At 44.9% G+C, this 25,955-nt stretch carries 20 protein-coding genes; 9 read left to right on the top strand and 11 right to left on the bottom strand.

All coding sequences use genetic code 11. The annotated features are described in order from the left end of the window. Positions 1-38 precede the first annotated feature (38 nt). Positions 39-317, top strand: a complete 279-nt coding sequence (locus tag AC3WJC_RS14690) for a hypothetical protein (RefSeq protein ID WP_492399859.1) — start codon at positions 39-41, stop codon at positions 315-317. Positions 318-351: 34 nt separating this feature from the next. Here AC3WJC_RS14690 and AC3WJC_RS14685 read toward each other — a convergent pair whose 3' ends face one another. Beyond that, positions 352-1,365, bottom strand: a complete 1,014-nt coding sequence (locus tag AC3WJC_RS14685; RefSeq protein WP_492399858.1) for a sensor histidine kinase — start codon at positions 1,363-1,365, stop codon at positions 352-354. Between the two features lie 243 nt (positions 1,366-1,608). Here AC3WJC_RS14685 and AC3WJC_RS14680 point away from each other — a divergent pair, with 243 nt between their 5' ends. From AC3WJC_RS14680 to AC3WJC_RS14670, 3 genes are read left to right on the top strand one after another with little or no spacing between them, the layout of a single operon-like run. Beyond that, complete coding sequence (locus tag AC3WJC_RS14680) at positions 1,609-1,824, top strand: hypothetical protein (RefSeq protein ID WP_492399857.1); 216 nt, start codon at positions 1,609-1,611, stop codon at positions 1,822-1,824. Then, positions 1,818-2,717 (top strand): ABC transporter ATP-binding protein, encoded by a 900-nt coding sequence (locus tag AC3WJC_RS14675; RefSeq protein ID WP_492399856.1) that lies wholly within the window; start codon positions 1,818-1,820, stop codon positions 2,715-2,717. The genes AC3WJC_RS14680 and AC3WJC_RS14675 overlap by 7 nt, the downstream gene beginning before the upstream one ends. A 14-nt stretch (positions 2,718-2,731) precedes the next feature. Next, positions 2,732-3,535 (top strand): ABC transporter permease, encoded by an 804-nt coding sequence (locus AC3WJC_RS14670; RefSeq protein ID WP_492399855.1) that lies wholly within the window; start codon positions 2,732-2,734, stop codon positions 3,533-3,535. Here the strand turns inward: AC3WJC_RS14670 and AC3WJC_RS14665 are convergent. Together AC3WJC_RS14665 and AC3WJC_RS14660 are read right to left on the bottom strand one after the other, a co-directional pair. Continuing rightward, a complete protein-coding gene (locus tag AC3WJC_RS14665) occupies positions 3,528-4,817 on the bottom strand; it encodes an MFS transporter (RefSeq protein ID WP_492399854.1) in 1,290 nt (429 codons plus the stop codon). The two genes, AC3WJC_RS14670 and AC3WJC_RS14665, sit on opposite strands and share 8 nt — an antisense overlap. Positions 4,818-4,904: 87 nt before the next feature. Continuing rightward, a complete protein-coding gene (locus tag AC3WJC_RS14660; protein WP_492399853.1) occupies positions 4,905-6,284 on the bottom strand; it encodes a M20/M25/M40 family metallo-hydrolase in 1,380 nt (459 codons plus the stop codon). 424 nt (positions 6,285-6,708) lie between these two features. Here AC3WJC_RS14660 and AC3WJC_RS14655 point away from each other — a divergent pair, with 424 nt between their 5' ends. Then, positions 6,709-9,690, top strand: a complete 2,982-nt coding sequence (locus AC3WJC_RS14655; RefSeq protein WP_492399852.1) for a leucine--tRNA ligase — start codon at positions 6,709-6,711, stop codon at positions 9,688-9,690. 129 nt (positions 9,691-9,819) lie between these two features. Here the strand turns inward: AC3WJC_RS14655 and secG are convergent, their stop codons facing one another. The 5 genes from secG to miaB form a co-directional block, all read right to left on the bottom strand. Then, positions 9,820-10,188 (bottom strand): preprotein translocase subunit SecG, encoded by a 369-nt coding sequence (secG, locus tag AC3WJC_RS14650; RefSeq protein WP_492399851.1) that lies wholly within the window; start codon positions 10,186-10,188, stop codon positions 9,820-9,822. Between the two features lie 10 nt (positions 10,189-10,198). Then, positions 10,199-11,638 carry a hypothetical protein gene (locus tag AC3WJC_RS14645; protein ID WP_492399850.1) on the bottom strand — a complete coding sequence of 480 codons (1,440 nt, stop codon included), beginning with the start codon at positions 11,636-11,638 and terminating at the stop codon, positions 10,199-10,201. A gap of 21 nt (positions 11,639-11,659) precedes the next feature. Further along, the gene (gene lptE, locus AC3WJC_RS14640; RefSeq protein WP_492399849.1) at positions 11,660-12,178 is read right to left on the bottom strand and encodes an LPS assembly lipoprotein LptE; all 519 of its coding nucleotides are present in this window, start codon (positions 12,176-12,178) and stop codon (positions 11,660-11,662) included. Positions 12,179-12,184: 6 nt separating this feature from the next. Continuing rightward, positions 12,185-13,447, bottom strand: coding sequence for a sigma-54 interaction domain-containing protein (locus AC3WJC_RS14635; protein WP_492399848.1), 1,263 nt, complete (start codon positions 13,445-13,447; stop codon positions 12,185-12,187). A gap of 80 nt (positions 13,448-13,527) precedes the next feature. Continuing rightward, positions 13,528-15,015, bottom strand: a complete 1,488-nt coding sequence (miaB, locus tag AC3WJC_RS14630; RefSeq protein ID WP_492399847.1) for a tRNA (N6-isopentenyl adenosine(37)-C2)-methylthiotransferase MiaB — start codon at positions 15,013-15,015, stop codon at positions 13,528-13,530. Between the two features lie 152 nt (positions 15,016-15,167). On the opposite strand from miaB, the gene AC3WJC_RS14625 reads away from it, so the two are divergent. Next, positions 15,168-16,931: an AsmA family protein gene (locus AC3WJC_RS14625; protein WP_492399846.1), complete on the top strand. Its 1,764-nt coding sequence runs from the start codon at positions 15,168-15,170 to the stop codon at positions 16,929-16,931. Here the strand turns inward: AC3WJC_RS14625 and dctA are convergent. Together dctA and AC3WJC_RS14615 are read right to left on the bottom strand one after the other, a co-directional pair. Continuing rightward, positions 16,928-18,175, bottom strand: coding sequence for a C4-dicarboxylate transporter DctA (gene dctA / locus AC3WJC_RS14620; RefSeq protein ID WP_492399845.1), 1,248 nt, complete (start codon positions 18,173-18,175; stop codon positions 16,928-16,930). The two genes, AC3WJC_RS14625 and dctA, sit on opposite strands and share 4 nt — an antisense overlap. A 106-nt stretch (positions 18,176-18,281) precedes the next feature. Next, positions 18,282-20,810, bottom strand: a complete 2,529-nt coding sequence (locus AC3WJC_RS14615) for a TonB-dependent receptor (protein WP_492399844.1) — start codon at positions 20,808-20,810, stop codon at positions 18,282-18,284. 352 nt (positions 20,811-21,162) lie between these two features. Between AC3WJC_RS14615 and groES the strand changes: the two genes are divergently transcribed. The 3 genes from groES to AC3WJC_RS14600 all read left to right on the top strand — a co-directional run bounded on the left by groES (position 21,163) and on the right by AC3WJC_RS14600 (position 24,362). Further along, positions 21,163-21,438 (top strand): co-chaperone GroES, encoded by a 276-nt coding sequence (groES, locus tag AC3WJC_RS14610; protein WP_345329080.1) that lies wholly within the window; start codon positions 21,163-21,165, stop codon positions 21,436-21,438. 141 nt (positions 21,439-21,579) lie between these two features. Beyond that, a complete protein-coding gene (groL, locus tag AC3WJC_RS14605; RefSeq protein WP_492399843.1) occupies positions 21,580-23,217 on the top strand; it encodes a chaperonin GroEL in 1,638 nt (545 codons plus the stop codon). A gap of 359 nt (positions 23,218-23,576) precedes the next feature. Then, positions 23,577-24,362, top strand: coding sequence for a mechanosensitive ion channel family protein (locus AC3WJC_RS14600; protein WP_492399842.1), 786 nt, complete (start codon positions 23,577-23,579; stop codon positions 24,360-24,362). 243 nt (positions 24,363-24,605) lie between these two features. Here AC3WJC_RS14600 and AC3WJC_RS14595 read toward each other — a convergent pair whose 3' ends face one another. Beyond that, the gene (locus AC3WJC_RS14595) at positions 24,606-25,952 is read right to left on the bottom strand and encodes a DUF58 domain-containing protein (protein ID WP_492399841.1); all 1,347 of its coding nucleotides are present in this window, start codon (positions 25,950-25,952) and stop codon (positions 24,606-24,608) included. Positions 25,953-25,955 lie beyond the last annotated feature (3 nt).

Genomic DNA, 25,955 nt, shown 5'->3' with positions numbered 1-25,955 from the left:
GTTAACTTTATAATATTAACCATAACATTTAGCTACCCATGAAAAAACTTAGCGCAGCTATTGTTGCAATAATACTTGCAGGCGTTTTGCAAAATGCCAATGCCCAAACAAGTCCGGCAAAAACAGATACGGTTAGCAAAGGCCAAACCGGCGCTACTACACAATCATCAGTAGCCAACCCGGTACAACCGGCTTCCACACCCGACTGGCTGAAAAGTGATGCTGACAAAAAGAAAGACAGCTCAACCATTTTCAGGTCGCCCGTTACTGATAGTAGTAAAGCCGGTACCACCAAGCAAAAGCAAAAACGTAAATAATTGCATCAAGCCGCCAAAAGCGGCTTTTTTTATTTTAAAGAACAAGTTTCAGGTTACAAACGTAACTGGTTTCGGTATCATTTATCTCCAGGTTATATCTTTTGGGATATAACAGGTTAAGCCTGCGCTTTACATTGCTTAAACCAATACCGCCCGAAGCATCACGGTTATTAGTATGTTTTTTATTTTCGATATGAAAATCAAGCTGGCCGTTTTCAACACTGATCTTCATAATTATCGGTGTTTCCGGGTCATTGGCCACGCCATGCTTAAACGCGTTCTCAATAAATGATATCAGCAGCAGGGGTGCTATACGCTGTGTACTTACATCGCCCACTACCTCAAACTCCACAAAAGCCTTGTAACCAAACCGGATCTTTTGCAGGTCGATGTAGTTTTGCAGGTAATGGATCTCCTTTTCCAGGTCAACCTTGTTATCATTACTCTCATACAGCATATACCGCATAATTTCTGATAACTTCAGGATAGCCTCGGGCGTAGTTTCTGACCGCTGATAGGCCAGCGAGTAGATACTGTTTAATGAGTTGAACAAAAAATGCGGATTAACCTGCGATTTAAGGAAGGATAGCTCGGCTGTTAAACGCTGATTTTCCAGGTCGCGCTGAATGCGCTCATTCAAAAACCAGTCGGTTGAGAATTTAAGCACAATGCTAAGAAACACGAAGATCAAACTGGTAAAAAAAGCACTAAGGTAGTATGATGCAAAGCCGATAACCTGCCCTTTTTGCTTTACAAGCGCGTGCTCCTTATACACCAGCGCTAAACCATACTTAAAAAAGCCATAGGCCAGTATTACGCCGAGCGCAATAAGAATATAGGTACCGTACCTTTTACGATCGAGCAGTTTGGGTATCAGTAGCAAGTAGTTAATGTAAAACAAACTGATGTTTACCAGGCCAAAAAGCACAAATAAAACCAGCAACGCTTCCAAAGAAAGTTTGCTGTTGGTTTTAGCAATAAAAAAGAAGAAAGATATGAGGCATACCCACACAAATACATGCCAAAAAAATTGCCACTGTTTCTTCATCCCTTTATACCGCGCTGTGCATTATTTTAATTACTTGTTCTGCCTTCTAAAGTAATGTTTTAACCGCTTTATCCGGCTGCTTATTATATATAGGATACCGTTTGTTCGATGAACTGCCCTTTTTCTTCGACGAACGGGTTTTTGGCCCGATGCGGGCGTTCATCTATAAATAAAACCTGTTGGTCTAATACTTTTTAAGGGGTTGATTTTTTGCTATTTCTTTGTTTCATCAAATCAATCGCAATGAAAAAGCTAATCAAATACTCAAACCCTTTTGTAATGCTACTGGTACCAGTAATGTTTGCCCTGGTGATGGGTGTTGCTTACCAGTTTAACCAACAACAAAATATCGATATAAAAGGTGCCGGCGTTAAAGCTAAACAAGCCACTTCACTATTTGTAAAAGGCGTAAGCCTTGTTAAAACAGTGTGCGGTATTAGCCAGGAAAACGTATGGTAATCAGTACTCAAAACCTAACCTTTAATTTCGGCAATCAAAAGGTTGTTAACTCCCTATCGTTACAAGTTCCGCAAGGAAGCATATATGGTTTTTTAGGTCCTAACGGTGCCGGTAAAACCACCACCATTAAACTGCTGCTTAATCTGTTAAGAACGGATGAAGGCGGCATTTCTGTTTTTGGGAAAGACCTGAAAAGCAACCGCATTGAGATACTCTCAAAAATAGGCTCGCTTATAGAGCAGCCATCCATTTACCTGCACCTAACCGGGCGCGAAAACCTGGTTAACCGCGCTGGCTTGTTGCAACTGCCCCTCCGCAAGGTTGATGAAATGCTGGATCTGGTACAGCTTAAACATGCCGCCAATAAAAAAGCAGGCCAGTATTCATTGGGGATGAAACAACGCCTTGGCATTGGGCTGGCACTATTAAGTGATCCTGAATTACTGATACTGGATGAGCCCACCAACGGCCTCGACCCGAACGGCATCATCGAGATACGTGAGCTATTGATCAACCTGACACGGCAGCATGGCAAAACAGTGTTCATCAGCAGCCACCTGCTGTCCGAGATTGAGCGTATGGCTACGCATGTAGGCATTATAAATAATGGCACCATGCTTTTTCAGGGTAGCATTGCTGAATTGGAAGCACTTAACCAGGCTTTGTTACTTATTGAGGTTAATAATACGGTTGACGCGGCTAACCTGTTAAAGCGGCATCAACATGAGATTGCTCAGGTTACCGAAACGCTTGTTGGTTTGCCATACGTATCAAAACAACAAAGCGGGGAGATCAATACGCTGCTGGTAAATAACGGCTATACGGTTTATAGCATCGGTAAACAGCAGCAAGATCTTGAAACCTTATTTTTATCTATTACCAAAACAGCCTGAAGCCCTGCATCAACATGAAAGCATTTTTACTCTCCCTACGGTCTGAATTTTATAAAACCCGCAAATCGCTGGCTTTTTGGTGCGCGATATTGCTGCCCTTGCTTATTTGCCTATTGATAACCATTGGCTTTTTAACCAATGCGGAGAAAATGGCCACCTGGCCGGGCGAATTGCTCTGGCTGCGTTATGTTAGCAGTGTACTGAATATTATGGGCGTTTTGCTACTGCCAATATTTGTGATTTTTACAGCTTACTCGGTAAATAATATTGAACACAAGGCCGATAGCTGGAAGATGCTGTTTAGCCTGCCATTACCAAAATTTGCTGTATATGCCGCTAAATACGTTTACGCGCTATTACTAATACTGATAAGCCTTGCGCTGTTTGTGTTATTTACCCTGGGCTTTGCTAACCTGTTATCGGCATTACGGCCCGAACTCCGGTTTAACGAATACCACATGGAGTATACACTATTACAGGTATACTTTAAATTATTTCTGTCATCATTAGGAATACTATCCATCCAGTTTTTGTTCAGCCTTTTATGGAAGGATTTTTTGAAGCCGATGGGCATCGGCTTTGTTGGTACTATAGCCGGCGTTATCATGGCATCGGCGGGATGGAAGTATGCTTACCTGTTTCCTTACTCGCACCCCATGCTGGCATTAACCAACATGATGCCGCGTACTAAAACTCCGGGCCCGTCAAAGCAATTGGTTATCAACATACTTACTGATGATGTTTACGTAAGCCTTGCCATAGCTGTCGTCGTATTTTTCGCAGGATTTTTCATCTTACAAAAACGTAGTATTAAGTAGCCACTTCTGGTTTTTTATTGATGTCCGTAAGGGTAAGCGGCACCAGCTTTTTGGTTTTGAAATAGGTAATGGTCACCACGATGAGTGTCATGGTGCCGCCGAATATTACCGCCGGTACGGTATCCAGCAACTTGGCCGCTACGCCCGATTCAAACTCACCGATCTCGTTAGATGAGCCGATAAACATTTGGTTTACGGCTGATACCCGGCCACGCATTTCATCAGGCGTAAGCATCTGCATAATGGTGCCCCGTATCAATACGCTGATGCTGTCAAACGCGCCTTCAATAAACAGGAACACCAGCGAGAGGTAGAAATTCCGTGACAGGCCAAAGCAAATAATCGATAAGCCAAAGCCAGCTACCGCGATAAGCAGGTTCCGCCAAGGTTTGCCCATGGGCGAAAAGCGTGTCATGCTCAGCATGGTCAGCACCGCGCCTAATGAAGTTGCTCCGCGCATTACCCCAACACCTTCGGGGCCAACGTGCAGAATATCCTTGGCAAAAACGGGCAGCAAGGCCACCGCGCCACCAAAAAATACCGAAAACATATCCAGACTTAAAGCACCCACCATCATTTTGGTGTTGAACACAAAACGTACCCCTTCAGACAGGCTTTTCCAAATCCCCTCCTTTGGCGCAAACACAGGTGGTACCTTTTTAAGCAGGCATACCGATATAAAGGCAACGGCTAAAAAGATCACGATAGTAACAAATGCCCCGGTGATACCCAGGTAGGCGTAAATAAAACTACCCACCACCGGCGCTATAATAGAGGCTATTTGCCAACTCGAACTATTCCAGGTGCTGGAGTTAGGGTACACCTCGCGCGGCACGCTGTTAGCCAGTACAGAGAAAGCTGCCGGTGCGTAAAAAGCCCGCGCCAAACCATTAATAAACAGCATACCATAAATTACAGGCACTACGGTACGCATGTGCAGGTAATCACCCGCGCCCTTATGCGTAGCCGCCAGCATAACCAATGAGGAGAAAAATATGGTGCCGAATATAAGCAGCAGCATTTTGCGTTTTTCCAGCTTATCCGCAATGTAACCGCCGTAAAGCGATAACCCGATGGCCGGAATAGCTTCATACAAGCCGATCAGCCCGAGAGCGAATTTATCATGCGTAATATCATAAATATAGATACCAAGCACTACGTTCTGCATCTGGTAAGCGAACGTAAAAAAGAAACGCATGGTTATATACGAGCGGAAATCCTTAAACCGCAGGGCGGCAAATGCATCGGTTTTTGTGGGAGTTGTACTGTCAGCTTCGGGCACGTGTTTTTATTTTGTGCAAAAATAACGATAAATGAAAAAGGCAGACCTGTAAAGTGTTCTGCCTTTGTAATATTATTATGGTTGTTACTATTTCAACCCATGCTGATCTATCAGATAGATCAACGAAGCCATAGCGGCTGCACCAAGCTCCAGCTCGCGCTTGTGCACTTTCTCAAATACATCGGCTGCCGTATGGTGCAGATCGAAATAACGCTGCGAGTCGGGCAGGAAACTGATCAGCGTAATGTTCGGCACCGTTTCCTTTAATGGCTCAATATCTGTACCGCCTTCGCCTTTTATCAGCCTGTCGGCCTCGTAAGGTTCAAATAGTTTTTTCCAGTTTTTATTAATTTTGGCAACCACCTCCGGCGAGGCATCAAAGCCAAAACCGCGGGGTACAAAACCACCTTCGTCGGTTTCAATCGCCGCAATGTGGTCTTCTTTATTTTTAGCGGCCAGCTCAGCATACTTTAAACCACCGCGGGTGCCGTTCTCCTCATTCATAAAAAATACCGCACGTACCGAATTTTTAGGTTTGTACTTCAACGCCTTCAAAATTCGTAATGCCTCGGCAGATTGTACAATGCCGGTACCATCATCATGCGCGCCTTCAGCCAAGTCCCATGAATCCAGGTGGCCGCCTACGGTGATCACTTTCTTTGGATGATCTGTTCCGGTAAGTTCACCAATTACGTTGTATGATTTTACCTCGGGCAAGGTTTGGCAGCTTTGCTTAAACCAGAATTTGATCAGCGGCAGCTTACGCAGCCTTAACATGTTGCTCAATTTATTGGCCGCCATGGTTGATATAGCCGCTGCGGGAATCATTTTAGTCCCAGGGTCGCTCAATGTACCACCGGTATGCGGGTAATTATCCAATGCCGGACTTAACGAGCGGACAATTGCGCCTACGGCACCCAGCTTGGCAGCCTCTGCCGGGCCAACAAACCGCTGATCGCCGGCGGCACCGTAACCCTGGCCGGTCTCGATATAACGCGGATCAAACGGACGGTTAAAGAAAACGATCTTGCCTTTTATCACCTTTTCACCCAGATCCTGCATTTCCTTAATACTCTTCACCTCGATGACATTGGCCGTAATACCCGCCGCTGGTGTAGCGATGGACATACCCAGCGCGCAGATAGGCACCGCTATTTTTTTATCGCCATCAATAATGGCGCCTTGCTCCTTAGCTCCACGAACCCAGTGCGGCACCATAACTTCCTGCAGGTATACACGGTCGAAACCGTAATCTTCCATTAATTTTTTACCCCATTCCACTGCCTTTTGGGCATTAGCAGAACCACTTAAACGCGGCCCGATCTTTTTACACAGGTAACGCAGGTTTTCATACCCCTGGCCGTTAACCAGGGCTTCGTCATAAATATTACGCATCATCAGCGAGTCCTGCGCCTGGAGCGACAGGCTACCGAACAGTATGGCAGCAGAAAGTAGAAGTTTTTTCATTTGTTGAAGTCAGTTTCAACAAATATAAATTTTAACCGTCATTTTATGCAGATGAGATGCAGATTATGGGCTTTTAATTAAAGCCAGGCCTCTTTAAGCAGCACAAGATTACTTTATTTTGTTTGCCTTTTGATAATACGTTTTTTTTGAACTTTGCTTTAAAATAGCTTTTTTAGCAAACCCGCCAACAGCCCTCTTAATATCATTTGTCGACAGCTTATCCTCACCCTTGTTGTCACGATAGGCCGACGGCACTCATTCGGTACGTAAAGGGCGGCAGTATTTAGTGTCATCGCTCATTACTCAAATTTAAGGCATTAAAAAGCTAAATACTACACAATCAATCAACTTAATCAACCTTTTGGTAGCCACATAATGGGCAAACTTTACTATTTTCGCAACGCATTTTTTGGAGTACAGGTATATGGATTATCAATTTAAAGAGATAGAGCAGAAGTGGCAGCGGTTTTGGGCCGAAAACCAAACCTTTAAGGTTGAAAATAACAGCACAAAGCCCAAGTATTATGTAATGGATATGTTCCCTTACCCATCGGGGGCGGGGCTGCATGTAGGCCATCCGCTGGGTTACATCGCGTCGGATATATTTGCGCGCTACAAACGTCTGCGTGGCTTTAATGTGCTGCACCCTATGGGTTACGATTCGTTTGGCCTGCCTGCCGAGCAGTATGCCATACAAACCGGGCAGCATCCATCTGTTACTACCGAAGATAATATTGCTACCTACCGCCGTCAGTTAGATCAGATCGGTTTCTCGTTCGACTGGAGCCGAGAGGTGCGTACCAGTTCGCCCGATTATTATAAATGGACGCAGTGGATATTTATGCAGTTGTTCAACTCCTGGTACAATAAAGCTGCCGGCAAAGCCGAAAGCATTGAAAAACTGGTTGAACACTTTGAAACATCAGGCTCTGCCGGTGTTGATGCCGTAAGCGATGAAGATACCCAAACTTTTACTGCTGATGAATGGAAGGCCATGCCGCACAAAGCACAGCAGGAAGAGTTATTAAAATACCGCCTTACCTACCTGCGCGAAAGCACCGTAAACTGGTGTGCCGCCCTGGGTACCGTTTTGGCGAACGACGAGGTGAAGGACGGCTTTAGCGAGCGCGGCGGTTATCCTGTTGAGCAAAAGAAGATGATGCAGTGGAGCATGCGCATAACAGCCTACGCCGAACGCTTGTTACAGGGTTTAGATACGATTGACTGGCCCGAGCCACTCAAAGAAATGCAGCGCAACTGGATTGGTAAGAGTACCGGTGCATCGGTTAAATTTCCGATTGCTATCCCTCCCAAACCCTCCCCGGAAGGGAGGGCTTTAGAAGTCTCCCCTGCCGGGGGAGATTTAGAGGGGGTGATTGAGGTTTTCACTACTCGTGTTGATACCATTTTTGGTGTTACCTTTTTGGTGATCGCGCCGGAGCATGAGCTGGTTGATGCATTGACCACGCCTGAACAAAAAGGAGATATTGAGGCTTACATCACCCAAACTAAAAAGAAAAGCGAGCTTGACCGTATGGCCGATACCAAAACCGTATCGGGCGCGTTTACGGGCAGCTATGTGCTTAACCCGCTGAACGGCGAAAGAATTCCGGTTTGGATAGCTGATTACGTGTTGGCCGGTTACGGTACCGGCGCGGTAATGGCGGTACCATCCGGCGATCAGCGTGATTATTTGTTTGCCAAGCATTTTAATTTGCCGATAGTACCCATTATCGACATACAAAATATTGAAACCGAAGCCGACTCGACCAAGGAAGGCAAATACATCAACTCCGGTTTTATTAACGGGTTAACCTATAAGGAGGCTACGGCTGCCGTAGTTGCCAAGCTGGAAGAAATTGGCGCGGGTAAGGCCAAGGTAAACTTCAGGATGCGCGATGCCATTTTTGGCCGCCAGCGTTACTGGGGCGAGCCGGTGCCGGTATATTTTAAGGATGGTTTACCATACCTGATAGATGAAGCTGAATTACCGTTGCTGCTACCTGAAATTGATAAGTACCTGCCAACCGAAACCGGTGAGCCGCCATTGGGCCGCGCGACGGATTGGAAACACCCTGAAGGTGAGTATGAGTTAAGCACCATGCCGGGCTGGGCAGGTTCAAGCTGGTACTGGTACCGCTATATGGATGCCCATAACAACCAGGAGTTTGCCTCAAAAGAAGCGATTGAATACTGGAAGGACGTTGACCTGTACATAGGCGGCAGCGAACATGCCACCGGCCACTTATTATACAGCCGCTTTTGGAACAAGTTTTTAAAAGACCTTGGTTTTGTAGTAGAGGAAGAACCTTTTAAAAAGCTGATCAACCAGGGGATGATACAGGGTAGGAGTAACAAAATATATAGATTAGTTAAGACACGAAAATTTGTATCATATAATAAATTTCAGACACTAATTTCTTATGTCACAGTGTTAGGTAATGCACGTATTGATCCCTATAATGATAATAATGTAAAAGATATTCTAACAGCATTTAATATCGAATTTGATAGTGAACTTTTGGATGAGTTTAAAAATAATTCTGATAACGAAAATGGTGTATATAATAATTTAAAATATCAAGAAACGCATGTTGACGTTAACATTGTTGATAACGATATTTTAAATATCGAAAAATTCAAAAAGTGGCGTCCAGAGTTTGAGAATGCTGAGTTCATCCTTGAAAATGGTAAATACATTTGCGGTGTTGAGGTTGAAAAAATGTCGAAATCAAAGTTCAACGTAGTGAATCCTGATGACATTATTGAACGCTACGGCGCCGATACGCTGCGTATGTATGAGATGTTCCTTGGCCCGCTGGAACAAAGCAAGCCGTGGAATACCAATGGTATTGAGGGTGTATTCAAATTTCTGAGGAAGTTCTGGCGATTGTTCCATAACGACCAGTGGGATTTCCGTGTGAGTGACGAGGCTCCAACCAAAGCCGAACTAAAATCATTACACAAGATCATCCGCAAGGTAGAGGAAGATGTGGAGCGGTTTTCGTTCAATACGTCTGTATCCAGTTTCATGATCGCCGTAAACGAACTTACCGATCTGAAATGTAACAAGCGCGCCATATTGCAGGATCTGACCGTTGTGCTGGCACCTTATGCCCCGCACATTACCGAGGAGTTGTGGACCTTGCTGGGCAACCCGGCCGGTTCATTATCTTATGCCGCTTATCCTGAATTTAACCCGGAATACCTGGTAGAGGATGAGTTTGCTTACCCGATCTCCATCAACGGTAAAACTAAAACCAACATCAGCATAGCATTAACCCTTGAACCAAAGGATATTGAAGCCCTGGTGCTGGCCAGCACCGATGTGCAGAAATACCTTGACGGCAAAACCCCTAAAAAGGTGATCGTAGTAAAAGGAAGAATTGTAAATATTGTGGTGTAAACTCAAACCCCTCCTAAATCCTTCCCAATGGGGAGGACTTTTTATTATAACATAAGCAAATTTTCAAAATGCAAAAAGCCTCAACAGTATATCTGTTGAGGCTTTTTTAATATCGACTGGTTGCTGTGCTTATTTCTTAGCTGTGTCAGCCGGTTTTTGTGCCGCGCCTGAACCCGCGCCCGGAAGGGTTGGTGCAGGGGCTGTAGTAGCCGGTGCCGATGGTTTTGAAGCATTATTGATCTGGCGTTGCAGATCGCTGTCGCCGGCAGGGCCACCGCTTTTTACCGATACGTTAATGGCTAATGAAAGTACCATCAATGTAATAGCCAGTATCCAGGTGCCTTTTTCTAAAAAGTCGCCTGTTTTTTGTACGCCCATCAATTGTGATGATGCAGAAAAATTTGAAGCTAAGCCACCACCTTTAGGGTTTTGTATCAACACAATAAGCCCTAACAGTATGCAAACTATAATGGCTACAACTAATAATAAAATGGTCATTTGTTTATAATCAACTTGTTTTCTTTTCTAAACGCTCTATACGGTCGGCAAAGTAACGGCTTTTTTCCGGAAATTTCAACATTAATTTTCTGTAAATCACTATGGCTTTGTGGTAAAGCATTTGGTCTACATAAATGTTGGCCAGGGTTTCGGTTACCAGTTCGCTGCTATCTTCTGAACTGCGTTTGGCCTTGTTTTCATTATCCAGCTTGTCGCTGCTTGGGGGCTTGATCTGCGGCTCTTCTTTTATAAAGCGCTCTATAATTTCGTCACCCTTATGTTTTACCTCTGCCGCCGGGTTATCCGCCGTGTTTTGGTCAAGGCTCTCAACCGACGAAAGGTGGAATATATTTTCAATATATTGCTGTTGCAAGGCATCGGCCGCGGCCATTTTTTCGGCTACAATAGCTTGCTGCTCCGGCGTGTATTTTGAATACGGACGGTAAATGCCCGAGTGTTCGCGGCGGGTTTTATCCAGCCACCATAAAAAGGTGTAGGGCATTTGCTCGTCGTGGTAGCGCGAGGTATGCTTTTTAAGTTCGATGGTAGTTTCTGTGCTTCCTTCTTCAACAGCAGCAGGGGCCACTTTTTCGGCAACAGGTTCAGAATCTTCGATCTTGCCGAAGGCTTTATCAAACATAAAGTAATCCGTTGCCGCTATATTGCCTACAATCAGCCTTTCTTCCTCATCGTTAAAATTTAAGCCGGAAGGCTGGGGTTTTTCAGAGCTATCAGGCTCGGGCGTACCGGTGGTAGTTTCGTTAACCAGTTCACGGGTATCCTCCGCGCTAAACGGATCTTCGTATGTAAAATGAGAAGCTTCTGTAGCTGTGCCGGGCTGCTTAACCTCAATGGCTATATCATCAATGCCTACAATCTCCTCGTAAATATCCTCTTCTATCGGCTCTGTGGCGTTTTGTGCTTCCTGGTTTTCCGGCTGCGGTGTCGCTGTTTCCTCAGCAGGCGTGTTTGCGCCTGGAATTTCAGCGGATTGTTCGGCAGGGTCAGCCGGTAAATTATCTTCAGCTACGGATTGAATTGCAGGGATCTCTGTTGTAGGCTCGTCGACTACCGGTTCAGCGGATTCGTTGTTCTCTGCCGATGCTGAACTTTCTTCTCCTGGAACGGCAAGCGTTTTGGTAACCGCTACCTCAATATTATTGGGGCCAATATTTTCCTGCTGATGATAGATCTGCCCGGATTGTACTACAGGTAAGGCGGATGGATTATGCAACAGCGTATGCAGCGCGCGCGGATCAAAGTACAGGGCCGCGGCAGGGGTTTCCAGCTCATTTAACGCCTGCGACAGCAGTGCCTGTAAAATGCCGCTTTGCGGATGGTTTTTTACCAGTTGCTGTAACTCATTCACATAAGCCTGCCCGCTTTCGGCGGGGTTGCTTAGCAAATGTGCTAAAAACTGGTGCTGCTGGTTGTTGCTATACTGATCCACGAGGTTGAAACTACGAATTGCTTACCAATTGTTAAAGGCTTTATTAAAAATATCGTCAACCAATTGGCGTACTATGTTCTGTATCAGGGTTTGCTCGCGCGATGATATATCGCCCTGAAAATCCTGGTACTTGGTAAACTGCTGCTCAAAATTAAGCTTCTTATCTGTTTCGGTGGTAAATTTTACGTTTACGGTAATACTTAAACGCGATGCGTTAGCAATTGGCGGCGTGTTGGGGTTGGTAGCCTCAACCGAAACCGGGGTAATGGTATAGTTTACGATAGAGCCGGACATGGTGGCATTAGCCGCCGGGTCACGCACGATGCTTAACCTCGATTGCGAACGGATACGTGCTTTAAGGGCTTCGGTAAAATCCTGGCTCAGGTTGCTTACAACCAGCGGCGCGTTATTCTCAAAAAACTCAATATTGATAGTTTTAAGCTCAGGCGGTATGGTAGCGCCGTTAAGCGTTATGCTGCATGATTGCGACAGGAGCATAAGCCCGGTAATCGCCATAAAAAAAACAAGTATTCTTCTCATTTAGCCCTATAAATTTAGCTCTTTGATCTTTCGGTATAGTGTACGCTCAGATATACCCAGCTCATTAGCGGCCAGCTTACGTTTGCCCTTATGTTTTTTAAGCGCCTTACGTATCAGGTCTGATTCCTTTTCGATCAGCGATAACGATTCCTCTACTTCCTCCGCTTCGTGCGTAATGTGGTAATCGTTATTGTTATGATTGTGGCTTGCTACCGGCGTGTTAACACTGGCATTAACGGGATGATGCAAAGTAAATTGTGCCTCGGTGTTTTGGGGCAGCTCTATATCACGGTAAAGTTGATTTATAGCCTGTGAATGATCTTCATAATTAGCCGGTACACCGCCATGCTCAATAATGTTGGCTACCAGTTTTTTCAGTTCAACCATATCGCGCTTCATATCAAAAAGCACCTTGTATAGTATATCACGTTCCGAAAAATCTTCCTTCGGCTGATTATCCAGGCGCATAGGCAAATTGCTGCGGCTTGTTTCGTGCGGAATGTAAGTAAGTAACGTTTGTGCGGTTATTATACGATCGCGCTCCAAAACGGCTAACTGTTCGGCCATGTTTTTAAGCTGCCTTACGTTACCCGGCCACGAATAATTGATCAGCACCTGCTGCGCCTCTTCATCAAGCTGGATGGGCGGCGTGCGGTATTTATCGGTAAAGTCTGACGTAAACTTGCGGAACAGCAGGTAAATATCCTCTTTACGGTCACGCAGTGGTGGTATGCGCAGCGGCACCGTATTTAAACGGTAGTACAGGTCTTCTCTGAATTTGCCGGCCTTAACGGCATCATACACATCAACATTGGTAGCGGCAATAACCCGTACATTGGTTTTTTCAACCTTTGATGAGCCGACCTTGATAAACTGGCCCGACTCCAGTACACGCAGTAAACGTGCCTGGGTGCCCAGAGGCATTTCGGCTATCTCATCTAAAAAAATGGTACCGCCGTTAACCGTTTCAAAATAACCTTTACGCTCGCCAATGGCACCGGTATAAGCGCCTTTTTCGTGCCCGAACAATTCTGAATCAATAGTGCCCTCGGGTATGGCACCACAGTTAACCGCGATAAAAGGGCCATGCTTACGCGGACTGATCTGATGTATGATATGCGAAAAAACCTCTTTACCGCTACCGCTCTCGCCGGTAATTAATACCGAAATATCAGTAGGAGCAACCTGGTTAGCAATATTTATAGCCCGGTTAAGCAACGGCGAACTGCCGATGATGCCAAAGCGTTGTTTAATTTCTTGAATATCCATGAGCCCCCTAACCCCCTAAAGGGGGAATAAATTTATAATTTAAGTTCAGTTATCACAGTGCATGCAGCCGTAACTCCCCTTCAGGGGGTTTGGGGGATTATCTTCCCGATCAGCGTGGCCGTAGTGGTTCTTTCAACTAATACGTTGGCATATTGGCCGGGTTTGTAATCAGCATGTACCGGGAAAACTACCATGGCATTCTGGTCATTACGGCCGCAGTAATCCTGGTCGGATTTTTTTGAGAAACCCTCGATCAGTACGCGCTGTACCTTGCCCAATTGCTGTTGCAGTTTAATGTAAGAGTATTGCTGCTGTTTGGCAACCACTTCCTTTAACCGGCGGCTTTTTACGGCCTCGGGTATATCATCGGCATAACGTTTGGCGGCAAGGGTACCCGGCCTTTCAGAGTACATGAACATGTAGGCGAAATCATACTGTACATAGTCCATCATGCTTAAAGTATCCGCATGTTCCTCTTCGGTTTCGGTGCAAAAACCCGTTATCACATCGGTTGATATACCGCAACCCGGTATAATGCGGCGTATAGCATTTACCCTGTCCAGGTACCATTCGCGGTCGTACGTACGGTTCATCAGCTCCAGCACGCGGCTGTTGCCTGATTGTACCGGCAGGTGTATGTAATTGCAAATATTATCATACTTAGCCATCGTGTACAACACTTCATCGGTAATATCCTTAGGGTGCGATGTAGAGAAACGCACGCGCAGTTCGGGGCTGATGGATGCTACCATCTCTAACAGGTTGGCGAAGTTTACCACCCCTCCTAAATCCTCCCCGAGGGGGAGGACTTGATCTGCCAGCTCCGCTTCAGCACCATATTGTGCAGGTGTGGTGGCGCTCCATTTGTAGGAGTCCACATTCTGGCCGAGCAGGGTTACCTCGCGGTAGCCTTTGTTAAACAGGTCGGTACACTCAGCAACAATGGAGTGCGCGTCGCGGCTGCGCTCGCGGCCACGGGTAAATGGCACCACGCAAAACGAGCACATGTTATCGCAGCCACGCATAATGGAAACAAAGGCGTTAATACCGTTGCTGTTTAAACGCACCGGACTTATATCGGCATAAGTTTCCTCGCGGGATAATAATACGTTAACGGCTTTTTGGCCGCCATCAACTTTATCTATCAGGTTGGGCAGGTCGCGGTAAGCATCGGGGCCTACCACCACGTCAACCAGTTTTTCTTCTTCTAAAAATTTTGATTTGAGGCGTTCGGCCATGCAGCCCAGTACGCCTACCACCATATCAGGGTTTTTAACCTTGGCAATAGTAAACTCTTTCAGGCGGTTACGCACCCGCTGCTCGGCATTTTCACGTATGGAGCAGGTGTTGATGAAGATCACATCAGCAGTGTTATAATCTTTGGTGGTTTCAAAACCCTGCTCGGCTAAAATAGACGCTACGATTTCGCTGTCCGAAAAATTCATGGCGCAGCCATAGCTTTCGATGTATAACTTACGGCCGTTGTTTTTGCCTGTAGGTTCTAAAATCAAAGCCTCGCCCTGCCTGCCCTCGTCGTGTGTTTTATCCGGAATTACCAAATCTATCATGCTAAAATTCTTATTGCCGCAAAAATACACAATCTTTTAAATATCGGGTGACACTTTGTCAGCCAATTAACAAAATAGGCTTTTTGTTGTTATGCTGATGAATTACCGCTAAATTGAGGCAATAACCTTTATACCCAATAACCCCATATTTGATGGCATTAAAATTTTTAAAACATAAATGGCAACGGATAACCCTGTATACCCTGCTGGTTATCGCTGTTTTGGTTATTGGCGGTGCCCTTGTACTTAATACTTACTTAAAACCCATGCTGCAGGATAAACTGCGAAGCAGCATCCGCGAAAGCAGCGATAGCCTGTATAAAGTTGATTTTGCCAAGGCCGAATTACATTTATTAAGCGGTAAAATACTGATTGAAAATGCTACCCTGAAAGTAGATACAGCCGTATACCGCGCTAAAAAAAGAGCAGGCGCGGCACCTAATAATTTATATAGCCTTAAGGTTGAGCAAATCAACATAACCGGAATAAAGGCGTTAAAATTTTACTTCAGCAAAAAAATAGATATCGGGAGTATTATGCTTGTCAAGCCGGAGATTGACATGAGCTACGAAGCCAACAGTACCGAGGATAAACCGGGTAAGGATAACCGCACCATCTGGCAGCGTATTTCTAAAAGCCTGCGTAGCATCAGGGTTGGTGAAATTGTACTGGACGACCTTAAATTCAGGCACATTAATTACGCGCATAAAAAGCCGCAGCTAACCGAGATAAGCCAGGTAAACCTGCATGCTGACGACCTGTTTATTGACTCGACCACCCAGGCGGATACCTCACGCTTTTTTTATTGTAAGGATGTAACTACCGAGATAAAAAATTACAGCGGCAAAACGCCCGATGCGCTGTACCTGTACGATATTAGCAGCATTAAACTATCTACCCGCAGCAAACAGCTTTGCGTGCAAGGCATCAAACTAAAGCCCTTTAATAACTTATTGTTCTTTAATAAAACACGTAGCGACCGTTTTAACATAACGCTTGATTCGGTGCAGCTTAACCGGTTTGATTTTATGAACTATTACAAGTACCGCACCTTTACGGTAGAAGGGCTTAAAATAAGTAACGGCACCATCAGTATATACAAAGCGCCTAATAAGATAAGCCAGCCTGCAAAGGAGAGTGTAAACACGTTTCCGCATTTGGCGTTACAAAAACTTGATTTTGGCTTACGGGTTGATACCTTGACACTCAAAAAACTAAACATTATTTATACCGAATACAATAAAAAATCGGGCAAAACAGGCACGCTTACCTTTAGCAATACCAGCGGCAGGATGTTTAACCTTACTAACAACAAGCGGGCGCTGCAAAAAAATAACCTGAGCCGCGTTAACCTCACCAGCTATTTTATGAACCGCGGCAGGCTGGATGTAAAGTTCGTGTTAAATCTCACCGATAAAGATGCCGCCTTTAGTTATAGCGGCAGCCTGGGGTCGATGGATTTGTCGGGTATTAACCGTGGTGTTGCGCCATTAGCTATGGTAAAGGTAACATCGGGCAATTTAAAACGGCTTGATTTTAATTTTGACGCTAACCGCTACCGCGCCAAAGGTAAGGTAACCATGTTGTATAACGACCTGAAGATCGGCATTTTGAAGCTTGACGAGGATGATGGTAAACTGAAAAAGAAAGGCCTTATGTCCATTTTGGCCAATCACCTGGTGATTGAACGTAACAACCCGGATGACCCCGGCAAAGCGCCGCGCTCGGCAAACGTTAATTTTATACGGCCGGTTAATTATGCTTTTTTTAAGTTAATTTGGAAAACGCTTTTCTCGGGCATTAAGGAATGCGCCGGTGTAAGCGATATGGACGAGAAAAAGGCCAACTCCAAAATAAGCGAGGGCGACCTGGAGAAGCAAAAAGAGGCAAAAGAAAAGAAAAAGAAGAAAGATTAGCTCACGCTATCACCGGGTAGTTCTTTAGGCGGATGAAACTCCCCCTCACTTTTAGCGATCACCACCGTAGCGATACCGTTGCCGATCAGGTTGGTAATGGCCCGCGCTTCGGACATAAAACGGTCAACCCCCAGCAGCAACGCTACGCTTTCAACCGGGATAACTTTTATGGCGGCCAGTGTTGAGGTAAGCACAATAAAGCCCCCGCCGGTAACCGCCGCCGCGCCTTTTGAAGTAACCATCAGTATACCGATGATGGTTAGCTGCTGCTCAATAGATAAGGGGATGTTAAATACCTGTGCTAAAAATATGGTAGCCATACTGAGGTAAATGGTGGTACCATCCAGGTTAAATGAATAACCGGTAGGGATCACCAAACCAACAACCGAACGTGAGCAGCCAAATTTTTCCATCTTCTCCATCATGCTCGGCAAAACCGATTCGGAGGATGATGTACCCAGTACCACCAGTATTTCCTGCCTGATGTGTTTAAGGTATTGCCACAGGCTAAACTTGTATAAACGGCAAATAATATTCAGCACCACAAATACGAACAGGAACATGGTCAGGTAAACTGAGCCCATCAGCTTAGCCATGGGTAACAGTGCCTTGGTGCCATAAGTACTCACGGTAAAGGCCATACCGCCAAACGCACCTATAGGTGCAAGCGCCATTACCACCTTCATGATATTGAAGAACACCTTGCTCAATTTATCAAATGTTACCAGCAGCGATTTACCGGTTTCGCCCATTTTGCTGAGGCCATAGCCAAACAGTATGGCGAAGAACAGGATCTGCAAAATATCGCCACGGGTAAAGGCATCAAAAACGTTGTGCGGAACAATATGCAGGAAAAAGTCGCCCCAATTCATATCATGCGCGGCCTTTTGGTAATCGGCTATTTTAGAGGCATCAACACTCTTGTTTACATCGATGCCTTTGCCCGGTTTAAGCAGGTTGGCTACCAGTAAGCCTATCATCAATGCAAAGGTGGTCACGATCTCAAAATAAAGTAAAGCCTTGCCGCCTACCCGGCCTACCTTTTTCATATCGCCCATGTTGGCTATGCCCAGCACAATGGTGAAAAATATGATAGGCGCTATCAGCATCGTGATCAGGTTGATGAATATCTTACTGATCATCTGCGCGGTAGGCGCGAATCCCTTAAAATAATAGCCCACCATCACCCCTAAAATAATGGCGACAATAACACGAAAGGTAGGATTGTTAAACAGGCTCTTCATGGTTTAACAAGTATACGGTTTTTATTTATGGCGATGTAAAACAGCCTGAAACCAAAAAGGCCTGCATATAGCAGGCCTTGAGTTAAATTATTTTTGAGATCAGGGATTAGTTGCCGCCGTTCATGCCGCCGCCCATACCCTGGTCGCCGCTTTTTACGTCGTCATTGTTAACGCCTTTTTTCTTTTGCTGCGGGTTGCTGAAGCTCATTTTGCCAAAGCTGTAGCTAAACGTTACACCGAACGACTGGAACGGTATGCGTGTACGTACGCTTTGTGTGAAGCCAGGGCTTGATATGCTTTGATTGAATGATTTATCGACAGCAAAAGGCTGGATGGTATTGAAGCCGATAGAAGCTTTTTTATCCATAAACTGCTTTTTGATACCAAACACATAGATACCGAACGCCGGGCTTGTACCCTGTATGGTACGGCGCGCCGAGTTGTTGAAAGCGAATGCCTCGAATATAAAGTTCTTAGGCAAATTCAATGTAGCGCTACCGAAAACGGTGGTCATCAGCCTGGTTTTTAACGCATCCGGGTTAATAAAATCCGCATAGGCCGCATATACGCTTGGGTTATAGGTAAACACGTTTATGTTAGCACGGATGGTTAACGGCTTGATCGGGTTGATCGAGCCGAAGAAGCTACCACCAAGCGAGTTATTTTCGGCAACGTTGTTTTGTACCGTACGGTTAATAATTACGTCACCATCCTGCACCGGGCTGGCAATACCTTCAATAAGGTTGCTGGTGTTTTTGTAGTATACCGAGAAGTTAACCACTGATGTTTTGATGAACGCGTTATAGTTCAGCTCAACCGTTTGCGATATCTCCGGAGCCAGGTTAGGGTTACCTACGCTTTGGCTTTGCTGGTTGCTGCGGTTAATGAACGGGTTTAATACCTGCAAACTCGGGCGCTGTATACGCTTGCTGTATGATAGCTTTAGCGTATTGGCACCAAATACCTTTTGTATGGTTAAGCTTGGTATAAAGGTATTGTAGTTTGCCTTGAATGGTTCCAACGTCTGCGAGTTTGTACCGTCGGCATAAGGCGCTTCAGGGTCGCCCTCAATTTTGGTGTTCTCTAAACGTGCTCCCGCCAAAACCGAATAGCTTTTAGGCAGGGTGATGGTTAACACACCATAACCCGCGTATACATTTTGGGTATAATCGTACAGGTTTGAGTTTTGCCTGTCCAGTATCGGGTTGCTGCCATCCGGGTTTACAGCAAAAATATCGTAATTACTGTTTATGCGCCTTTGGATGGTTTTACCACCGGCCTCTAACTTAAATACTTTGTTAATTGGCAAAGTGTAATCCATCTGGGCGGTATACTCATTGTTTTTACCGTTGTTGTTAGCCAGTTGGCTTTGATAAAGGTCAGAGAACAGGTTGGTATAATCTGTTTTGATGATGCTATGGCTCCATTGGCCGGAGAATATTACCTCGTGGCCTTGTTTTTTAAACTTGTGTGTATAATCAATATTCCAGTCAAAACCGCTGAATTTATTGTGCGATATGGTACGGCCGGTATATTTAAGGTTATTGGCCGAATTAAGCAGATCCTCAAAACGGTAATCGCCGCCGCCATCAGCGTTAAAGCCACCATCGTTTAAGGCGATAGTACTGTTAATGCTGTTAAAGCCGTTAAACTCATAGCCCGCGGTTACCGAACCACGTACACCATGGCGCCTGATCTCGTTGTGCGAGCTGTTGGTATTACGCTGATCAATACCGTCGGCGGTTAGGCTTTGGTTAAAATCAGTATATGATGTTTGCGGCCAGCCTGCGTTACCACCAAGATTGGTTGAAAAGTTAAAGCGGTTTTTGTTATAGTTAAAGTTTAAGTTGCCATTGTTTTGGCGTGTACCTACACCACCGCTCACACTACCGCTAACGCCTGACGCGTTTTTGGTTTTAGTAACGATATTGATGATACCACCTGATCCTTCCGCGTCATATTTAGCGGATGGCGAAGTGATCACCTCAACGCTTTTGATCTGATCGGCAGGGATGGTTTTTAATACATCGCTCAGGCTGGCTGAGGTAGCGCCCGATGGTTTACCATTGATGAGTACGCGTACATTTTGATCGCCACGTACGGCAACGTTACCATTCATATCTACCGATACCAGTGGCACTTTCTGCAATACATCGGTAGCGTTACCACCGGCAGAGGTAAGGTCTTTTTCGGCATTGTAAACAATTTTATCAATGCGGTTTTCAATAAGGCCAACCTGGCCGGTTACGGTTACTTCGCTCAATGCCTTTGAGCTTGGCGCGACAACGATGTTGCCCATGTTGGCATCCGGTTTTGACAGGGAGGTAGTTACCGGGTCAATAAATTTAGTAGGATAGCCAATGAATGACACCCCAATTTTATAGCTGCCGGGTTTAATGTTATCTATTTTAAAGTTTCCTTTTTCATCAGTAAGTACGCCGTTCATCGGGGCGGTACCGCCGCTGCGGTAAACGCTTACGGTAGCGTAGTCGAGCGGTTTTTTGGTCAGCGAGTCGATCACCGTGCCCGATATTCGGCCAACAATGCTCGAGCCGCCACCGCCGCCAAGGCCAACCTGAGCCTTAACTGCCGCCGCAGAACATAAAAGGAATAGGATTAAGTAAATACGTTTCATGGTGTTTTTAATCAATTTGGAATTTGAGGCGAAATTGTTCAAAATGTTACACGCTTTTTTTAACAAATTGTAATAAATACACCATGTCATTAATTCGTTACACGATTAGGGTGCAACCACGCATTTTGGCCGCTTTATTAAGAATGCTTACAGATAATGACAGGTGGGTATTTAACTGACATGATGACACAGCGCAGTTTAATAAATTGTTAACCGTAAATAGCCTGCCTAACATTTAGCTGACAATACATCAGTTTTGTATGCCAAACAATGCAGGCAGGGTGCTTGGCACAATTGATGTAGCAGTGCAGGCAAATAACAACTTTAATAAATTAAAAATTTAAGCATAGTTATGTCATTAAACATTAAACCTATCGGAGACAGGGTAGTAGTGGAAGCTGCTCCGGCCGAAGAAAAAACTGCTTCCGGAATCATCATCCCTGATACTGCTAAAGAGAAACCACAACGCGGTACTGTAGTGGCTGTAGGCGAAGGTAAAAAAGACGAGCCTTTAACCGTTAAAACCGGCGATCAGGTACTATACGGTAAATATGCCGGTACCGAGATCAACTACGAAGGTAAAGAGTATTTAATTATGCGCGAATCTGATATATACGCGGTTCTGTAATCAATTACTGAATTATTGAAGGTTGAATTTAGATACTAATAAACAAATCGATAATTCAATAACTCACTAATTCAATCATTAAAAATTAACTGAGCATTGAAATCAATAATTCAATAACTCACTAATTCAATCATTAAAAAAATGGCAAAACAAGTTAAATACAATGTTGAAGCACGCGACGCCTTAAAGCGCGGTGTTGATATTTTAGCCAACGCGGTTAAAGTAACCTTAGGCCCTAAAGGTCGTAACGTAATTATCGATAAAAAATTCGGTTCACCGGCAATCACTAAAGATGGTGTTACCGTAGCTAAAGAGATCGAACTGAAAGACGCCTTAGAAAACATGGGCGCGCAAATGGTTAAGGAAGTTGCCTCAAAAACTGCTGATATTGCAGGTGATGGTACTACTACCGCTACTGTTTTAGCCCAGGCTATTGTTACTGCCGGTATTAAAAACGTAGCAGCAGGTGCTAATCCAATGGATTTAAAACGTGGTATTGACAAAGCAGTTGCTACCGTTGTTGAAAACCTGAAAGCGCAATCACAAACCGTAGGTGAAGACAATAACAAGATCAAACAAGTAGCTTCTATCTCTGCTAATAACGACGAGGTGATCGGTTCATTGATCGCTGAGGCTATGGCTAAAGTAGGTAAAGACGGTGTTATCACAGTTGAAGAAGCAAAAGGTACCGAAACTGAAGTTAAAACAGTTGAAGGTATGCAGTTTGACCGTGGTTACCTTTCTCCGTACTTTGTAACCAATGCCGATAAAATGGAAGTAGAACTGGAAAACCCATATATCCTGATCTACGACAAAAAGATCTCTTCAATGAAAGAGCTTTTACCGGTACTTGAAAAACAAGTACAAACCGGCAAACCATTGTTAATTATTTCTGAAGATCTGGATGGCGAAGCATTAGCTACTTTGGTAGTTAACAAAATTCGTGGTTCACTGAAAGTTGCCGCTGTTAAAGCTCCTGGCTTTGGCGATCGCCGTAAAGCGATGCTTGAGGATATCGCTATCCTTACTGGTGGTACTGTAATTTCAGAAGAAAGAGGCTTTAAATTAGAGAATGCTGACCTATCATACTTAGGTACTGCTGAAAAGATCGTTGTTGATAAAGACAATACCACCATCATCAATGGTGCCGGTGTTGCCGACGATATTAAGGCCCGCGTAAGCCAGATCAAATCTCAGATTGAAACTACAACATCTGATTATGATAAAGAAAAACTGCAAGAGCGTTTAGCTAAACTTTCAGGGGGTGTGGCTGTACTTTATGTAGGTGCTGCTACCGAAGTTGAAATGAAAGAGAAAAAAGACCGTGTTGATGATGCATTACACGCGACACGTGCCGCTGTTGAAGAAGGCATTGTTGCCGGTGGTGGTGTTGCTTTCATCCGTTCGGTTGCTGCCCTGGCAGACCTTAAAGGCGTTAACGAAGATGAGAACACTGGTATCCAGATCATCCGTCGCGCTATCGAGGAGCCTCTTCGTCAGATCTGCGAGAACGCTGGTATTGAAGGTTCAATCGTAGTACAAAAGGTTAAAGAAGGTACTGCTGATTATGGTTATAACGCACGTACCAATACTTACGAAAACCTGATCGGTGCCGGTGTTATTGACCCGACCAAGGTAGGCCGTGTAGCTTTAGAGAACGCTGCTTCAATTGCCGCGATGCTGTTAACCACCGAGTGTGTGTTGGCTGACGATCCGGAAGATGAAAAAGGCGGTGCCGGTATGCCTCCAATGGGCGGCGGCATGGGCGGCATGATGTAATAGCATCATTCGTACCCTCCTTGTTGAGGGGATCGCTATATAAAAACCCTGTATGCAATTGCATACAGGGTTTTATTTTTTACTGACCTTTTTACTGTATGCCTTGTCATGCCGCGCGTTAATTCATTTGTCACGCGTTATTAATTTACATGCCTTATTGTAATTATTAGGTTTGTTTTTACGTAAATGCTTAAAGGCAAACCGTTGAGGCATAGCATTTGATATTGCAGAGACATGAAACTTTTATCCCGCAGGAGGAAACATATACAAACCCGCATATTTGAATGGGTTATTCTAAAGTCGCCGGAATTTTTGGTTTCTCTGCTCTAATTTATAATTTCGGGGCTTCTGATTAATTTATGAAGCTTACCCAGTTTTACGATACCGCTTACGTGTGGTTGCTTACCCACGGCCCCAATATTATTTTCGGTTTAATAGTACTTATACTCGGCCTTTGGTTTATACGGATGCTTAAAACGCGTATTCGTACCAAAATGAGCAACAGGGAAGTACACTCCTCGCTGCAACCTTTTTTACTTAGCCTTAGTATTACCGCGCTCAATGTATTGCTGGTACTGCTGGTGATGACGCTGATGGGTATTGATGCCGCTATTTTTACTACACTGGTAGGTGCTTTTGGCGTAGCGGCAGGTTTGGCGCTGTCGGGTACGTTGCAAAACTTTGCAGGTGGCGTGCTTATTTTACTGCTAAAACCCTTTGAACTAAACGACAACATTATTGCCCAGGGGCAGGATGGCAAGGTAACCTCCATACAGATATTTTATACCGTGCTGCTTACGGCCGATAATAAAACCATCATTATCCCCAACGGAAAGCTGTTTAATGAGGTAATTGTTAACGTTACCCGCTCAGGCAGCCGCAGGCTTGATTTTGAGATCGAGCTGGGTTATTCAGCAAAGTCTGAAACAGTAATAGGCATTGTTACCGAAGCCATACAAAATACCCCCGGCATTGTGCAAAATAAGCCGGTAAAGGTAGGCCTCATCCGTATCGGGTTTGACCGTGCTACCTATTTAATAAACGTATGGGTAACACCTGCGGATTTTTTAAATGTTAAGATAGCCTTGCAGGAAAAACTGATCAACCGCCTTAACCAGGATGGTATCAAATTTCCGGGAACCTGATAGCTTTAGCTCGTAAGGCATCTTCATTACCTGTCTCAAACTTGTTTTGTACGAACAAGAAGCAAAAATCGCCGGCTGTTTAATTTTCTGTGAAAGGCAGTGCATTTACCTGCTACCCGAAAATTAAAAGCCGGAGTCAGTGGCTATTATTGGTTCGTGCTTATAGTTCAATCATCATTTGTCATTCCGAACGAGGTACGAGGAGGAATCTGTATGCTTTCAATAATAGGGATCTGATGAACCTTATATCCGCTGCCTTGCCTTAATTTCCAAATAGCGGTTTATGGTATTGATGGTAAGATTTTCGGGCGCGGTTAGTATGGATTGTATACTATGCTTGGCCAGTTCCTTAACGATGAGCTTTTTATCATTAGCGAATTTTTCGGCAATGGTTTTTATGTAGATGTGTTCTACATCCTCGGCAGGCTTTTCTCCCAGCGTGGTAAGTTCGGTATTCTCAAAAAACACCACCAGCAACAGGTGGAATTTAGCTATTCGTTTTAAAAAGGGCAGTTGCCGCTGCATGGCAAAAACACTCTCGTAATTAGTGAAAAATACCACCAGGCTGCGTTGCTTTAACACCCCGCGAATGGTGGTGTAAAGCGCTTCCATATTGGTTTCGAGGTAGCGGGTCTTCTCCTTGTACAATACCTCTAAGATGCGGTTAAGCTGTATAGGCCTGCGGTCGGCAGCTATTACCGAACCGATTTTTTCGGCTACCGTGATCAGCCCTGCTTTATCCTCTTTTTTTAGCGTGACGTTTGATAGCGCCAGCGTGGCATTGATGGCATAGTCCAGCAAGCTCAGGCCATTAAACGGCATCTTCATGGCGCGCGATTTATCGATCACGCAATACACATGCTGCGATTTTTCGTCGGTGTAGGAGTTTACCATAAAATTGCCGTGCCGGGCGGTTGCCTTCCAGTTGATGGTACGGTAATCATCGCCGGGCACATAATTTTTTACCTGCTCAAACTCCATGCTTTGGCCCAGGCGACGGATCTTTTTGATACCCTGTTCGCTCAGTCGGTTTGAAATGGCCATCAGCTCATATTTACGCATTTGTAAAAATGAGGGGTACACCGGCAATATCTCGCCCTGCTCAAAATTAAACCGGCGACTAATCAATGCCAGCGGCGAACGGGCAAATACCCTAATAGCGCCAAAGGTATATTCACCCCGCTTGGTAGGGCGCAGCGCATACCTGATCTGTTTAGGGATGCGTGGCGTAAGGATGGTAGCAAACCATACATCTCGCCGTTGAAACTGCGCGGGTATTTCATCTATAATACCTGCCTTAACCGTAAAAGGGTAAATGCTTTCAATATAGATGCCTAACTCATTATCGTCGCTGTTACTCAGGCGTTCGGGAGCGTGGCGGCGGGCAAAAATGCCTTTGCTTTTGTGGTACAGCAATATAATATCAACCAGTACAAGCAATAACATGAGGGTAAGTGCCACATCAGGTATAATGCCCAGCCAGGTAAACATAAACCTTAAAATGTAAAGCACAGCACAAACCGCCAGCCCGACAAACAGGCGGCTGGTAAGATACAGGTTGGTATAAAACAGGCCGAAAAACTTTTTCACGCT

The sequence above is a fragment of the Mucilaginibacter sp. FW306-07-L genome, from assembly GCF_058782065.1.
Note: the sequence above shows the minus strand (reverse complement) of the source record. Positions and strands in the feature narration are given on the sequence as shown.

What these genes read in the sequence shown, in the direction of transcription:
- AC3WJC_RS14690 (WP_492399859.1), top strand. Translation starts at nt 39, where the DNA reads ATGAAAAAACTTAGCGCAGCTATTGTTGCAATAATACTTGCAGGCGTT.
- AC3WJC_RS14685 (WP_492399858.1), bottom strand. Translation starts at nt 1,365, where the DNA reads ATGAAGAAACAGTGGCAATTTTTTTGGCATGTATTTGTGTGGGTATGC.
- AC3WJC_RS14680 (WP_492399857.1), top strand. Translation starts at nt 1,609, where the DNA reads ATGAAAAAGCTAATCAAATACTCAAACCCTTTTGTAATGCTACTGGTA.
- AC3WJC_RS14675 (WP_492399856.1), top strand. Translation starts at nt 1,818, where the DNA reads ATGGTAATCAGTACTCAAAACCTAACCTTTAATTTCGGCAATCAAAAG.
- AC3WJC_RS14670 (WP_492399855.1), top strand. Translation starts at nt 2,732, where the DNA reads ATGAAAGCATTTTTACTCTCCCTACGGTCTGAATTTTATAAAACCCGC.
- AC3WJC_RS14660 (WP_492399853.1), bottom strand. Translation starts at nt 6,284, where the DNA reads ATGAAAAAACTTCTACTTTCTGCTGCCATACTGTTCGGTAGCCTGTCG.
- AC3WJC_RS14655 (WP_492399852.1), top strand. Translation starts at nt 6,709, where the DNA reads ATGGATTATCAATTTAAAGAGATAGAGCAGAAGTGGCAGCGGTTTTGG.
- secG (WP_492399851.1), bottom strand. Translation starts at nt 10,188, where the DNA reads ATGACCATTTTATTATTAGTTGTAGCCATTATAGTTTGCATACTGTTA.
- lptE (WP_492399849.1), bottom strand. Translation starts at nt 12,178, where the DNA reads ATGAGAAGAATACTTGTTTTTTTTATGGCGATTACCGGGCTTATGCTC.
- AC3WJC_RS14635 (WP_492399848.1), bottom strand. Translation starts at nt 13,447, where the DNA reads ATGGATATTCAAGAAATTAAACAACGCTTTGGCATCATCGGCAGTTCG.
- miaB (WP_492399847.1), bottom strand. Translation starts at nt 15,015, where the DNA reads ATGATAGATTTGGTAATTCCGGATAAAACACACGACGAGGGCAGGCAG.
- AC3WJC_RS14625 (WP_492399846.1), top strand. Translation starts at nt 15,168, where the DNA reads ATGGCATTAAAATTTTTAAAACATAAATGGCAACGGATAACCCTGTAT.
- dctA (WP_492399845.1), bottom strand. Translation starts at nt 18,175, where the DNA reads ATGAAGAGCCTGTTTAACAATCCTACCTTTCGTGTTATTGTCGCCATT.
- AC3WJC_RS14615 (WP_492399844.1), bottom strand. Translation starts at nt 20,810, where the DNA reads ATGAAACGTATTTACTTAATCCTATTCCTTTTATGTTCTGCGGCGGCA.
- groES (WP_345329080.1), top strand. Translation starts at nt 21,163, where the DNA reads ATGTCATTAAACATTAAACCTATCGGAGACAGGGTAGTAGTGGAAGCT.
- groL (WP_492399843.1), top strand. Translation starts at nt 21,580, where the DNA reads ATGGCAAAACAAGTTAAATACAATGTTGAAGCACGCGACGCCTTAAAG.
- AC3WJC_RS14600 (WP_492399842.1), top strand. Translation starts at nt 23,577, where the DNA reads ATGAAGCTTACCCAGTTTTACGATACCGCTTACGTGTGGTTGCTTACC.